This window comes from Candidatus Planktophila sp., from assembly GCF_036734405.1.
In the GTDB taxonomy this organism is placed as follows: domain Bacteria; phylum Actinomycetota; class Actinomycetes; order Nanopelagicales; family Nanopelagicaceae; genus Planktophila.
Map to the genome: position 1 here is coordinate 110,097 of NZ_DAIMYR010000002.1, position 14,075 is coordinate 124,171.

General features: G+C 46.2%; 14 protein-coding genes. All 14 read left to right on the top strand.

Features of this window, described 5'->3' with window-relative positions:
- Positions 1–22 precede the first annotated feature (22 nt).
- The 14 genes from rpsB to ispG all read left to right on the top strand — a co-directional run bounded on the left by rpsB (position 23) and on the right by ispG (position 14,069).
- Positions 23–838 (top strand): 30S ribosomal protein S2, encoded by an 816-nt coding sequence (rpsB, locus tag AC9UC2_RS02635; protein ID WP_509524995.1) that lies wholly within the window; start codon positions 23–25, stop codon positions 836–838.
- Position 839: 1 nt separating this feature from the next.
- Positions 840–1,670: a translation elongation factor Ts gene (gene tsf, locus AC9UC2_RS02640; RefSeq protein ID WP_509524997.1), complete on the top strand. Its 831-nt coding sequence runs from the start codon at positions 840–842 to the stop codon at positions 1,668–1,670.
- Positions 1,671–1,746: 76 nt separating this feature from the next.
- Positions 1,747–2,469, top strand: a complete 723-nt coding sequence (gene pyrH, locus AC9UC2_RS02645; RefSeq protein ID WP_509524999.1) for a UMP kinase — start codon at positions 1,747–1,749, stop codon at positions 2,467–2,469.
- 41 nt (positions 2,470–2,510) lie between these two features.
- Complete coding sequence (gene frr, locus AC9UC2_RS02650; RefSeq protein WP_509525001.1) at positions 2,511–3,074, top strand: ribosome recycling factor; 564 nt, start codon at positions 2,511–2,513, stop codon at positions 3,072–3,074.
- Between the two features lie 10 nt (positions 3,075–3,084).
- Complete coding sequence (locus tag AC9UC2_RS02655) at positions 3,085–3,930, top strand: phosphatidate cytidylyltransferase (RefSeq protein ID WP_509525004.1); 846 nt, start codon at positions 3,085–3,087, stop codon at positions 3,928–3,930.
- Positions 3,927–5,057, top strand: a complete 1,131-nt coding sequence (rlmN, locus tag AC9UC2_RS02660; protein ID WP_509525006.1) for a dual-specificity RNA methyltransferase RlmN — start codon at positions 3,927–3,929, stop codon at positions 5,055–5,057. The genes AC9UC2_RS02655 and rlmN overlap by 4 nt, the downstream gene beginning before the upstream one ends.
- 44 nt (positions 5,058–5,101) lie before the next feature.
- Positions 5,102–6,529 (top strand): gamma-aminobutyraldehyde dehydrogenase, encoded by a 1,428-nt coding sequence (locus tag AC9UC2_RS02665; protein WP_509525008.1) that lies wholly within the window; start codon positions 5,102–5,104, stop codon positions 6,527–6,529.
- Between the two features lie 120 nt (positions 6,530–6,649).
- Positions 6,650–7,822: an ABC transporter substrate-binding protein gene (locus tag AC9UC2_RS02670; protein ID WP_509525011.1), complete on the top strand. Its 1,173-nt coding sequence runs from the start codon at positions 6,650–6,652 to the stop codon at positions 7,820–7,822.
- Complete coding sequence (locus AC9UC2_RS02675; protein ID WP_509525013.1) at positions 7,822–8,970, top strand: ABC transporter ATP-binding protein; 1,149 nt, start codon at positions 7,822–7,824, stop codon at positions 8,968–8,970. The genes AC9UC2_RS02670 and AC9UC2_RS02675 overlap by 1 nt, the downstream gene beginning before the upstream one ends.
- Positions 8,967–9,827 carry an ABC transporter permease gene (locus tag AC9UC2_RS02680; RefSeq protein WP_509525015.1) on the top strand — a complete coding sequence of 287 codons (861 nt, stop codon included), beginning with the start codon at positions 8,967–8,969 and terminating at the stop codon, positions 9,825–9,827. Before AC9UC2_RS02675 ends, AC9UC2_RS02680 begins: the two co-directional genes overlap by 4 nt.
- Positions 9,824–10,672: an ABC transporter permease gene (locus AC9UC2_RS02685; protein ID WP_509525016.1), complete on the top strand. Its 849-nt coding sequence runs from the start codon at positions 9,824–9,826 to the stop codon at positions 10,670–10,672. Before AC9UC2_RS02680 ends, AC9UC2_RS02685 begins: the two co-directional genes overlap by 4 nt.
- A complete protein-coding gene (gene speB / locus AC9UC2_RS02690; RefSeq protein WP_509525017.1) occupies positions 10,669–11,667 on the top strand; it encodes an agmatinase in 999 nt (332 codons plus the stop codon). Before AC9UC2_RS02685 ends, speB begins: the two co-directional genes overlap by 4 nt.
- Before the next feature lie 67 nt (positions 11,668–11,734).
- Entirely contained in the window at positions 11,735–12,880 is a 1,146-nt protein-coding gene (locus tag AC9UC2_RS02695) for a M50 family metallopeptidase (protein ID WP_509525019.1), read from the top strand.
- 37 nt (positions 12,881–12,917) lie between these two features.
- Entirely contained in the window at positions 12,918–14,069 is a 1,152-nt protein-coding gene (ispG, locus tag AC9UC2_RS02700; RefSeq protein WP_509525021.1) for a flavodoxin-dependent (E)-4-hydroxy-3-methylbut-2-enyl-diphosphate synthase, read from the top strand.
- Positions 14,070–14,075: the final 6 nt, after the last annotated feature.

A 14,075-nucleotide genomic window follows, 5' to 3' on the forward strand; every position in this document is an offset into this window, starting at 1 on the left:
ACCTAAGAAGGAGTATGCCGTCATGGCAGTTGTAACAATGCGAGAGCTCCTCGACAGCGGAGTCCACTTCGGACACCAGACTCGTCGATGGAACCCAAAGATGAAGCGCTTTATTTTCACAGAGCGCAATGGCATCTACATCATCGACATCCAGCAATCACTAGCACTTATCGATTCAGCATATGAATTTGTTAAGGACACTGTTGCAAAGGGTGGCCACGTTTTGTTCGTTGGAACAAAGAAGCAAGCACACATGCCAATCATCAATCACGCAGCACGCGTTGGAATGCCAACAGTGACTGAGCGTTGGTTGGGCGGAATGCTTACTAACTTCCCAACTGTGTACAAGCGTATTCAGCGCCTCAAGGAGCTAGAAGCTCTAGAAGAGAAGAACGATCTACTTCTAACTAAGAAGGAACTGCTTGTTCTACGTCGCGAACGCGAAAAACTATTTAAGAACCTTGACGGTATCCGCAACATGACTAAGTTGCCTTCAGCAATTTGGGTTGTAGATACAAAGAAGGAGCACCTAGCGGTTCAGGAAGCTAAGAAGCTTGGTATTCCTGTTATCGCAATCTTGGATACAAACTGCGATCCAGATGAGGTTGATTACAAGATTCCTGGTAACGATGATGCAATCCGTTCAATCGACTTGCTTACACGTGTTATCACCGATGCAATTGCAGCTGGCCTTAAGGCACGTTCTGCAAATGTAAAGGAAGAAGCAAAGTCAGATGCACCAGCAGCTGTTGCTGCAGGAGAGCCATTGGCTGATTGGGAGAAAGAAATTCTTGATGCGCCTGCTGTAACTGAGGCACCAACAACTCCGGAGGCATAAATTGGCTAACTACACAGCTGAAGATGTAAAGAAGCTTCGCGAAGCAACTGCTGCGGGAATGCTTGATTGCAAGAAGGCGCTAGATGAAGCAGAAGGCGATTACAACAAAGCCCTTGACTTGATTCGCGTTAAGGGCCTTAAGGGCATTACAAAGCGTGAGGGTCGTCTGACCTCAAATGGCGCAGTTGTTGCAAAGGTCGAGGGCAACCTTGGTGTAATGCTAGAACTGAACTGTGAAACAGATTTCGTTGCAAAGGGTGAGCGATTTGTCGCACTTGCAGATGAACTACTTGCTCATCTTCAAAATGCACAATCTGATTCTCTAGAAGCATTCTTGGCATCAACAATGGGTAACGGCACCACCGTTCAAGCAACTATTGATGAAGCCAATGCAACTATGGGCGAGAAGATTGAAGTTCGTCGTATTGCAGTAATTAAGGATTCACCAGTTGGAATTTACTTGCACCGTACAAGCCCGGATCTACCACCACAGGTTGGTGTTTTGGTTGAGCTTGTTAAGGATGCAGCTGAAGTTGGCAAGGACATCGCACAACACATTGCAGCTTTTGCGCCGCAGTTTGTTAATCGCGAACAAGTTCCTGCTGAGTTGATTGAAAACGAGCGCCGTATTGCAGAAGACACAGCGCGCGAAGAGGGCAAGCCAGAGGCTGCACTTTCAAAGATCATCGAAGGCCGCGTGGCAGGTTTCGTCAAGGAAGTTTCCTTGATCGAACAGTCATTCGCTAAGGATGCAAAGAAGACTGTAAAGCAGATCCTCGATGAGGCCGGAACAGCTGTTAAGGCTTTCCATCGCTTCCGCGTGGGTCAATAAGGACAAGGTCTGATCGCTTAGACTTAGGATAACTACCAGAAGTCGTAGCTATTGGTTTATAGATTAAGGAGCACTCATGCCCGGTACAAGAGGAACGTATCGGAGAGTGCTCCTTAAACTTTCTGGAGAAGTTTTTGGTGGAGAAAAAGGCATCGGTGTTGATCCCGATGTTGTGCAAGATATTGCCAAGCAAATAGCAGATGTAGCTCGCAGCGGCGTTCAGGTTGCAATCGTTGTGGGCGGAGGAAATTACTTCCGCGGCGCTGAACTTTCACAGCGCGGCATGGATCGCTCCCGAGCTGACTACATGGGAATGCTTGGAACAGTAATGAATTGTTTAGCCCTTCAAGATTTCTTGGAAAAAGAGGGCATTGGAACTCGCGTTCAAACTGCGATCACAATGGGGCAAGTTGCAGAGCCTTATATTCCGTTGCGCGCAATTCGTCACTTGGAAAAGGGTCGCGTTGTAATTTTTGGTGCGGGTGCAGGAATGCCATTTTTTACAACAGATACCGTTTCGGCCCAGCGCGCACTTGAAATTGGTGCAGAAGCTTTGCTTCTTGCCAAGAGCGGTGTCGATGGCGTGTACAGCGCAGATCCCAAGAAGGATCCCACTGCAACTAAGTACGACACAATCACGTACAACGAGGTTTTATCAAAATCACTTGCTGTCGCAGATGCAGCAGCTTTCGCATTGTGCCGCGAAAACAAGTTACCAATTGTGGTCTTTGACTTAATGAAAAATGGAAATATCGGCCGCGCAGTACGTGGCGAAGTAATCGGAACCCTCGTCGCATAAGCGATGAGTTGGATGTAAGAAGCGGTAAGAGGAGCTAAGAAATGGCAGATGTAGCAAGCGCCCTAAAGGACGCTGAAACCAAGATGAACAAAGCGGTTGAGGTTGCTAAGGATGATTTTGCAACGATCCGCACAGGTCGAGCTCATCCATCGCTGTTTAATAAAGTTATGGTTGATTACTACGGCACCTATACCGCCCTTTCACAATTAGCAACGATTCAAGTTCCAGAAGCACGTATGGCGTTAATTTCTCCATTTGATAAGGGTGCAATGGCATCAATCGAAAAAGCTATCCGAGAATCAGATTTGGGCGTAAACCCAGGTAATGACGGATCAGTAATTCGCGTTAATTTTCCACAACTTACTGAAGAGCGCCGCAAGGAGTTCATCAAGGTTGTAAAGAGTAAAGCTGAAGATTCAAAAATTTCCATGCGAAACATTCGTCGCGCAGCTAAAGAAGCGATGGAAAAAATGGAAAAAGATGGCGATATCGGAAAAGATGATTTAGCTCGCGGCGAAAAAGAGCTTGAGAAAATCACATCTGAGCACGTCGCAAAAATTGATGAGTTACTCAAGCACAAAGAGGTAGAACTCCTAGAAGTTTAGGGGCTTACTTATGTCAGATCTGCACTCGATCAACGAAGCGATCAATAAAAAGGCTGGGCGAAAGCTGCTGCCTTCTATCGCCGTTGGTTTATCTTTGATCGCTTTGGTCTGGTTCACACTTTCCTACCAACGTGAAATTTTTGCGATCGTTGTTGCTGTAGCTGTCATTCTGGGTTTGCGTGAATTAGTGCGTGCATTTGCTGCCCGTGGAATTGTAATTTCATTTAACTCCCTGACACTGGCAGCTATTGGTCTGTCATATGCAGCGTGGGTCGGAGGAGTTGCAGGCCTTGCGATCGCTACAGCAATAGCCTTTCCGTTATTACTTATTCGTGCACTCGTGCAAGGTCCCGAAGGTTTTGTTGCTAAAGCGACAGCAACAACCTTTGGACTTTTGTATTTGCCATTTTTAGCAGGATTTTTGATTTTACTTGCTCGACCAAGTACAGGCTTTCAGCGCGTTATGACCTTTATGGTGTTGGTCGGTTGCAATGACACATTTGGTTACATCGTTGGTGTTTTGCTGGGCAAGCATCCGCTCGTACCAAAAATTTCCCCTAAGAAAACTTGGGAAGGCCTTGCAGGATCGCTGGTCTTTACAATCATTGGTGGATGCCTTGCTTTCAAATACATCATGGATATGGATTGGTGGATCGGGATAATCGTTGGTCTGATGATTGTCTTTACAGCTACATGTGGAGACCTGATTGAAAGTGCCATGAAACGAGATTTGAGTTTGAAGGATATGGGCACATTGTTGCCTGGACATGGCGGAATGCTGGATCGCTTGGATTCCGTTGTTTTGTCGGCACCTGCACTGTGGCTTGCCCTTGAACTTGTAAAGCATTTCCTATGAGTAGCAAAGTGCCAGAGATAAATCTCGTCTTTGATGAGCCGGTTCAGCGCAAGAAAGCTCCTAAGCATTTGGCCGATTTTGCACCCGCTGATCGAAAGGCTTTTGCAAAAGAGTTAGGTTTTCAACCTTTCCGTGCCAGCCAAATAGCAAATCATTACTTCTCACATCTTTCTGCAAACCCAGAAGACTGGACTGACATTCCGGCGGCCGAACGTCAGGCTATAGCCGATGCCTTGATTCCTAAGATGACCGAACTTGTAACCACGCGTACAACCGATAATGGAATGACGCGCAAAGACTTGTGGAAATTACATGATGGCGTGTTAGTTGAAAGCGTTTTGATGCGTTACACAGATCGAGTAACGGTTTGTATTTCTTCCCAAGCCGGATGTGGAATGAATTGTCCATTTTGCGCAACGGGCCAAGCTGGCCTAACTAGAAATCTTTCTGCCGCCGAAATTACCGATCAAATTGTGGCTGCCGCACGAGCTTGTGCCAATGGAGAATTACCGGGCGGACCAACTCGTCTGTCAAACATTGTGTTTATGGGAATGGGCGAGCCGTTAGCTAATTACAACGCGGTTGTTCGAACGCTTCGAAATATTACAGACCCAAATCCAGATGGCTTAGGTATCAGTGCACGTTCAGTAACGGTTTCAACTGTTGGCTTGGTTAACGGAATTGAAAAGCTGACAGAAGAAGGCATCAGTTGCACTTTGGCGGTGTCACTTCATACCCCTGATGATGAGCTTCGCGACACTTTGGTCCCCATCAATAATCGCTATAACGTGCGAGAAGTACTTGCCGCAGCTGATGCCTATGAAAAGAGGACGGGTCGACGTTATTCGATTGAGTATGCATTGATCAGAGATATCAACGATCAATCGTGGAGATCAGACTTGTTGGGCCGCCTGTTAAAAAATCGCAATGCGCATGTGAATTTGATTCCGCTCAACCCAACCCCAGGTTCAAAGTGGACCGCCTCCCGCCGCGAAGATGAAGCAGAATTTGTTCGAATTCTGGAAAGTTATGGAGTCCCAGTAACTGTCCGTGATACTCGCGGACGTGAAATCGACGGCGCCTGTGGCCAATTGGCAGCAGCAGAAAAAGGCAAGCCCGTCGCTTAAATCATGACTAGTTACTTCTAGCCCTAATTGCTAGGCTTTAGAACATGAAAAAGCTCAATAACTTTATTAACGGAAAATCTGTCGAATCAACTTCGGGAGAGACAACAACGCTGGTTAACCCTGCTACAGGACAACCTTTTGCGACTGCGCCTAAATCAAATGCTGCAGATATTGATGCCGCATTTAAAGCAGCAAGTGATGCATTTGTAGATTGGCGTGATTCAACACCTTCGCAGCGCCAGCGCGCATTGTTGAAAATTGCAGATGCCATTGAATCTCGCGCAGATGAAGTTATTGCTATTGAATGTGAAAACACCGGTAAGCCAGTGTCACTAACGACATCTGAAGAAGTTCCACCAATGGTGGATCAAATTAGATTCTTTGCGGGTGCTGCGCGAAATCTTGAAGGTAAATCTGCTGGTGAATACATGCCAGGCATGACATCAATGATTCGCCGCGAACCAGTTGGTGTTATCGGCCAAGTAACTCCCTGGAATTACCCAATGATGATGGCGGTATGGAAGTGGGCACCAGCAATTGCTGCAGGAAACACTGTTGTACTAAAGCCAAGTGATACGACTCCGGCATCAACTGTCTGGATGGCAAATTTGATGGCAGAGTTTTTACCTGCAGGAGTTTTAAATGTTGTATGCGGCGAGCGCGAAACAGGTGCATCACTTGTTAATCACAAACGCCCTGACATGGTTTCAATTACAGGATCAGTCGGTGCCGGTATTCAAGTTGCCGAATCCGCTGCTAAGCAAGTAAAACGCGTTCATCTTGAACTGGGCGGAAAGGCACCTGTAGTCGTATTTGCCGATGCTGATTTAGCTGCAGCGGCAGAAGCAATTGCAATCGCAGGTTATTTCAATGCAGGTCAAGATTGCACCGCAGCTACTCGAGTGATTGTTCAAGAATCTGTTTATCAAGAATTTGTCGCTCTATTAACTGAGCAGGCCAAGGGCATTGCCATCGGAGCACCACACGATGATGATGTTTTCTTGGGTCCAGTTAACAACAGCAACCAATTGGCGCGAGTAAGTGATCTGTTATCACGAGTCCCCGCCCATGCTCAGGTTATGACCGGCGGGGCAGCACTTGATCGCCCAGGCTTCTTCTTCCCGGCAACTGTGGTCGCAGGTCTTGCTCAAGATGATGAGCTGATTCAGAAGGAGATCTTTGGGCCTGTTATTACCGTTCAGAAGTTCAGTGATGAGGCCCAGGCTGTTTCTATGGCCAATGGGGTCGAATATGGATTGGCTTCTAGTGTCTGGACCGCCAATCACGGAACCGCGATGCGGATGGCAAAGGCCTTTGATTTTGGTTGTGTCTGGATCAACACCCATATTCCATTGGTTGCTGAGATGCCACATGGTGGCTTCAAGCGCTCCGGATATGGCAAAGATCTCTCAGCATATGGATTTGAGGATTACACGCGGATTAAGCATGTGATGACCAATCTGGGGGCGTAGTATTTCCCACTGCTAGAACCTCTAGCAGCTTCTCCATCCATCAACCCACAACCCACAGAAAGCTTGAGGCTCGGTAATCCGACAACTAGCTTGTGCTTAATCCTTAAGGAGTAAATCAGTATGTCAAAAGAAAGTTCACTCTCACCGGAAGCTCGATCAATAATCGGTGCCATGGTTTCGCGTCGTGCAGTCCTTGCAGGCGCTGGCGGTTTAGGTGCAGCAGGATTACTTGCTGCATGTGGCGGATCAGATTCTGCCGATAGTGCAAACAGTGTTCGATGGGGCAACTGGCCTTTGTACCTTGATTACGATGAGGACACAAAGAAATACCCAACTCTTGAAAAATTTATTGAGCAAACTGGAATCGCAGCTACCTACTTTGAAGATTACAACGACAATGATGAGTTCTACGGAAAAGTTCAAGCGCAACTCAAGCTTGGCGAAGACATTGGTTATGACGTTGTAACTCCTACTGACTGGATGGCAGCTCGCTGGATCCGTCTTGGTTACACACAAAAGTTTGATACTGCAAACATTCCAAACAAGTCAAACATTCTGGATTCACTAGCATCACCTTCATTTGATGCAAACCGTGAGCAGACCTTGACTTGGCAAGGAATCATGGGCGGATTTGGTTGGAATGTTGAAAAGAATCCAAAGGGAATTCGCACAATTGATGAGCTATTTGCGCCACAGAACAAGGGCAAGATTGTTGTTCTTTCTGAAATGCGCGACACTATCGGAATCATCTTGCTTTCTCAGGGCGTAAATCTTCAGACAGTCACCGAAGATCAGTTCATGAACGCAGTCGATTTCATGGCTAAGAAGATTGCTGATGGCTGGATCCGTGGCGTTAAGGGTAATGAGTACGCAGAAGACCTCACATCAGGTGATGCAACAGCTGTTATTGGCTGGTCTGGCGACATGTTTATCTTGAAGGCTGAAAATGAAGGAAAGTTTGACTTCGCTCTTCCTGATTCAGGTGGAACAATCTCAGGTGATAACTTCATCATTCCTTCAACTGCATCTGCAGAAGGTAAGGCAAGTGCTGAGAAGCTCATTAACTTCTACTATGACCCAGCAATTGCGGCAGAAGTTGCGGCATATGTTAACTACGTATGCCCAGTTAAGGGTGCGCAAGCTGAGATGGAAAAGATTGATCCAGCTCTCGCTGCAAGCCCATTCATCTTCCCTGATGCAGCTATGTCAGCAAAGCTCAACGTCTTCCGTTCACTAACTCCAGCTGAAGAAACAACTTGGAGCGAAGCATTCCAGAAGGCCGCCGGCAACTAGTGGTTGACGTTTCATCTGCGACTCGAGGAGATTTACGTCTTACTCGGATCACAAAGTCGTACGGAGATTTCACCGCAGTTAATGATTTGTCATTAACAATTCCTGAAGGCTCATTCTTTGCATTACTTGGGCCTTCAGGATGCGGCAAGACAACAACTCTGCGAATGATCGCTGGGTTGGAAGAGCCAACTGTTGGCAGTATTCATTTAGGGTCAACTGATATCACGACTAAGCGTCCATATCAGCGCCCAATTAATACTGTTTTTCAGAACTATGCATTGTTTCCTCACTTAACTATTTTTGAGAACATTGCATTTGGTCTTCGCCGTCGCGGAATCAAAAGTGTCGATGCAGATGTAAACAAGGTATTAGAACTCGTTGAACTTCCACATCTTGCGCAGCGCAAACCAACACAATTATCAGGTGGTCAACAGCAGCGCATCGCTCTAGCGCGCGCGATCGTTAACCGTCCTGCACTTCTTTTGTTGGATGAGCCATTGGGTGCACTTGATCTCAAACTTCGTCGTCAGATGCAGATTGAGCTCAAGTGGATCCAGCGCGAGGTTGGACTTACTTTCGTTCACGTAACTCACGATCAGGAAGAAGCCATGACCATGGCTGACACCATCGCAGTTATGAACGAGGGCGAAATCGAGCAGATGGGATCTCCAGCAGATCTCTATGACAATCCAGAGACTGCATTTGTGGCGAACTTCTTAGGCCAATCCAACTTAATTAAGGGTCGTATCGAAGGCACAGACGGTGACAACTTAGTTGTTGATCTATTCGGCCAAAAGATATCGATGCCAAAGAAGCGTTCTCATGCCGTTGATAACTCAATCTATGCAGGTATTCGCCCAGAAAAATTCCGCATCTCACTTGTCGGAACACCAACTCGTGGAAATACGTTAACTGGCGGTCGCATCGAAGATGTCTCTTACATCGGCGTTTCAACTCAGTATCAGGTAATGATGCCGTGGGGACAAGAGGTCATGGTCTTTGAGCAAAATGATGACGGAGTCGCACCATTTGATAAAGGCGATGAAGTAGTTATTTCTTGGGAGCCTAGTTTCACTTTTGCACTTCGTGGAGATGAAGATGTCGAAGCCGGACTTGAAGTAAATCCTGAGGAACTTGAAGAAGAATGAGCAACGCCTTTTCTAAGGTGAAGTTGCCTTATTTATTATTACTACCAGGTTTTCTTTTTCTCTTTACCTTCTTTATTTTGCCGATTGTTAACCTGGCACAAACATCTACCCAGACACCAATAGCTGGGGGAGACACAGGTCAGAACGAGCAGACTTTACGTTTTTCAAACTATGTTGATGCATTTACTGAAAACCAAGAACAATTTGCGCGCTCTTTTATCTTTGCTTTGTGTGCAACAGTCTTGGCGTTAGCAATTGCTTACCCACTGGCGTATGCAATTGCCTTTAAGGCGGGCAGATTAAAGAACTTCTTATTAGTCCTGGTTGTTGCACCATTTTTTGTTTCCTTTTTGCTCAGAACCGTAGCCTGGAAGCAGATTCTTGGCGAAGAAGGTTTTATCGTTCCAACCCTTCGCACCGTTGGGCTCATCAGTGAAAGCACAACTCTGACCTCTACATCATTTGCAGTTGTTATGGGTATGACCTATAACTTCCTGCCATTTATGACATTACCTTTATACGCCTCACTGGAGCGAATAGATCCACGCACCATGGAAGCATCGGGTGATCTCTACGCAAATGGAATTACTACTTTCCGTAAGGTGACACTTCCACTTTCAATGCCAGGTGTTGTTGCCGGAACACTTTTAACCTTTATTCCTGCGGCTGGTGATTACGTCAATGCTGCAATTTTGGGCTCCCCAAATACAAAGATGATCGGAAACGTCATCGAATCGCGGTATTTCAGGATTGTTGATTATCCAACTGCGGCCGCGCTCTCCTTTACCTTAATGGCTGCGATTTTGATTCTGGTGACGCTCTACATTCGTAAAGCTGGAACGGAAGAGTTGGTATGACCGTCCACGCTAAGCAAAAGGATGCATCAATCCCAACGATCCCCATCAATGCGCGGCTGTCTCGTTGGTTTGGCCGAAACCTAATCCGCATTTATGCAGTTTTTGGTTTCACCTATCTCTTTATTCCAGTTGCTTACACCTTCGTCTTTTCATTTAATGACTCGGGTAAATCCAATCTGGTCTGGAAGGGCTTCACTTTAGATAATTGGAAAAATCCATGTGGTGCCCCAGAAGTCTGTACCGCTTTAGGAAACTCAATAAAGATAGGTTTGCTGGCAACCATCTTTTCTACAATTCTAGGAACTATGATCGCTTTTGCTATTGGACGTTACGCCTTTAAAGGTCGTTCATCATCAAACTTGCTGATTTTCTTGCCTATGGCGACACCTGAAATTGTCTTGGGTGCATCATTGCTTTCACTTTTACTTGTTTTCCAGATTAACCCAGGATTTTGGCCAACAGTTATTGCTCACGTAGTTTTCTGTATCTCATTTGTCGTAGTTACGGTTAAGGCACGTATTGCATCTCTTGATCCGCGCCTGGAACAAGCAGCTATGGATTTATACGCAAACGAGTTAGAAACATTTAGAAAAGTGACTCTTCCGTTGGTTGCTCCAGGTATTGCAGGTGCTGCGCTTTTGGCATTTAGCTTGTCTTTTGATGACTTCATTATTACTAATTTCAATTCAGGAACTCTCAAAACTTTCCCTGAGTTCGTTTACACATCTGCCGCTCGTGGAATCCCTGCACAAGCCAATGTGATTGGCTCAGCCATGTTCATTTTGGCATTACTGATTGTTATTGCCGGTCAGTTTGTCGGCAAGAGAGTGAAGGTTTCTAAGTGACAAATCATGGCAACATGTACGGGCCAAACTTTACATTTCTAGGAATTCCCGCATGTGATCTAGATGTACCAAGCAGTTACCAAGGTGCCGATGTAATCATTCTGGGCGCACCAATTGATAGCGGCACTTCACATCGTTCTGGTGCCAAGTTTGGGCCACAAGCAATTCGTGGGGGAGATTACTTGCCGCATGATGGTTCTAGGCCTCACCTTGCACTGCGAACAGATGGCTTGAAGGATCTAAAGGTTTTTGATGCTGGTGATTTGCTGATGCCTGGCGGAGATCTTGTGGCTTCTTTGGCTGTTCTAAAAGCGGCAACTGAAAAGATTTCTCGAGCCGGCATAATCCCAGTTGTACTTGGCGGAGATCACTCAATCGCATCTGCTGATGTCGCAGGAATTGCAACCCATCGCGGCATGGGCAAGATTTCGATTATTCACTTTGATGCCCATGCTGATACTGGCGAAGATCAATTCGGAGCATTAGTGGGCCATGGAACTCCCATGCGAAATTTAATTAACAATGGTTATGTTCGCGGAGATCGTTTCTTACAGTTAGGACTTCGTGGTTACTGGCCAGAAGATGCAACCCTTAATTGGATGCGCGATCAAGGAATGCGTTCTTACGAGATGACAGAGATTCAACATCGTGGATTAAAGGAAGTGCTAGATGAATCATTTGCAACATTGGTAGATGGGTGCGATGGAGTTTTCTTATCAGTAGATATCGATGTTGTAGATCCTGGGATGGCTCCCGGAACTGGTACTCCTGAACCGGGTGGAATGACCAGCCGTGAATTACTAGAAGCGGTTCGTAGAATTTGTCTTGAATTGCCAATTGTTGGTATCGATGTAGTTGAAGTTGCGCCACCATTTGATTCTGCCGACATCACCGCAATTTTGGCTAATCGAGTTGTTCTGGAAGCCCTGAGCGCAATAGCTAAGCGTCGTAGCGGAAGTACATACTCGCCCACACAGAACCTTCTCGATCGATAATTGAGCTTTTCCAAGATGTCAGCGGTATCGTGCATACTTCGAGACAACTTCTCATGTTAGGTGTGCAATGGAACTTCTAGGAATTCTGGCCTTTGTATTTGCGCTCCTACTTTCCGTAATGGTTCACGAATTTGGACATTACATAACTGCACGCAAATATGGCATGTGGGTTTCAGAGTTTTTTGTAGGTTTTGGAAAGCGAATCTGGTCTGTTCAGCGCGGAGAAACCGAGTTTGGGGTTAAGGCGATTCCAGCTGGCGGTTACTGCAAAATCGAAGGCATGTCACCAAATGATGAAATGCCTGAAGGTCAAGAGGACCGTGCTTTTTACAAAGCTTCATCTGTCAAGAAGCTAGTGGTTTTAGGGGCGGGTTCATTCCTTCACTTTGTTTTAGGTTTTGTTCTACTGCTAACACTCTTTGCAGGAATTGGCACTAATCAAGTTCTTCCTGTCATTAATGAAGTTGTTCCCAATTCAGCGGCTCAAGCTGCAGGAATTTTGCCGGGTGATGAAATTGTTTCAATTAACGGTAAGAAAGTTACAGAGTGGTACAAAGATGTCGAAGTTATTCGCCAATCAAAGGGTTCAGAACTCACCCTTGTCCTAAGCCGAAATGGTGAAGAAATCACCGTAAATACATCTGCCAGACTGACAGATTTGGATGGCACCAAGAGATATGTCTTAGGTATTGTTAACGATGTTGGATTAAAGCGTTCCGGATTACTTGTTTCTATTAAGAATTCAGCAACCGTCACCAAGGATTTTCTAGTAGAAAGCGTCAAGTCGCTGGGTAAATTGCCGGAAAAAATTCCTGCGCTGTGGGGTGCAACGGTTCGCGGAGAAGAGCGCGATGCCAATGGACTTGTTGGGGTTGTCGGTGTTGCTCGTGTGTCAGGTGAAGCTGTTGGTAGCGACAAGCTGACGCCAATGGAGCGATTGGCAACATTTGTTTTAATCGTTGCAAGCCTGAATATCTTTGTCGGAGTCTTTAACCTGTTACCAATTTTGCCGCTTGATGGTGGGCACATGGCAGTTGCAATTGCTGATTCAATCCGAGCATTCTTTGCTCGCTTGCGTGGTCGACCACGTCCGGCACCGATTGATGTGACAGTACTAACTCCAATAACAATGGTGGTTTTTGTTGTTTTGGCGACATTGACTCTCTTACTTTTGGTGGCCGATGTGATTAATCCGGTGACGCTCAACCTCTAATTCGGCAGAATTTGCTCTTGTAGTGCAGAATAAAGCCATGGTTGATCTCGGAATTCCAAGCGCACCACCTCCAACGCTGCACCCTCGTCGCAAGACCCGTCAGTTAAAAGTTGGATCAGTCGGTGTTGGAAGTGATTCACCGGTATCAGTTCAATCAATGTGTACAACGCTGACCGCTGATGTCAACGCAACTTTGCAGCAAATCGCAGAGCTAACAGCATCGGGTTGCCAGATCGTTCGTGTTGCAGTTCCTAGCCAGGATGATGCTGATGCCTTAGCGCAGATCGCCAAGAAATCTCAGATCCCTGTTATTGCAGATATCCACTTTCAACCCAAATACATTTTTGCTGCAATTGATGCAGGCTGTGCTGCGGTTCGCGTAAATCCTGGCAACATTAAACAATTTGATGACAAAGTTAAAGAGGTAGCAAAAGCTGCAGGCGATGCTGGTATTCCAATTCGCATCGGCGTCAATGCTGGTTCGCTTGATCCGCGCTTGCTTGCAAAGTATGGAAAAGCAACACCAGAAGCTTTGGCTGAATCTGCGCTTTGGGAAGCATCTTTGTTTGAAGAGCATGGTTTTTCAGATATCAAAATTTCAGTGAAGCATCATGACCCAGTAACGATGGTAAACGCATATCGAATTTTGGCGGCTAAATGTGATTATCCATTGCACTTAGGAGTAACTGAAGCTGGTCCACTTTTCCAAGGAACAATTAAATCTGCAACAGCCTTTGGTATTTTATTGGCCGAAGGTATTGGCGACACGATTCGTGTTTCTTTATCTGCGCCCCCTGTTGAAGAGGTAAAGGTGGGAATCTCCATCTTGGAATCTCTCAACCTTCGTCAACGTAAACTTGAAATCGTTTCTTGCCCATCATGTGGACGCGCACAAGTCGATGTCTATACCTTGGCTGAAAAGGTACAAGCCGGATTAGAAGGAATGACTGTTCCCTTACGTGTAGCTGTAATGGGATGTGTTGTAAATGGTCCGGGTGAAGCACGTGAAGCAGATCTAGGTGTTGCATCCGGAAATGGCAAGGGGCAGATATTTGTGAAGGGTCAGGTCATCAAGACCGTGCCAGAAGCACAAATTGTGGAAACACTTATTGAAGAAGCGATGCGTTTAGCTGAAGAAATGGAAGCCGCCGGAGTTGCTTCAGGGCAACCGTCAGTTGATGTTCGATAGGCTTGT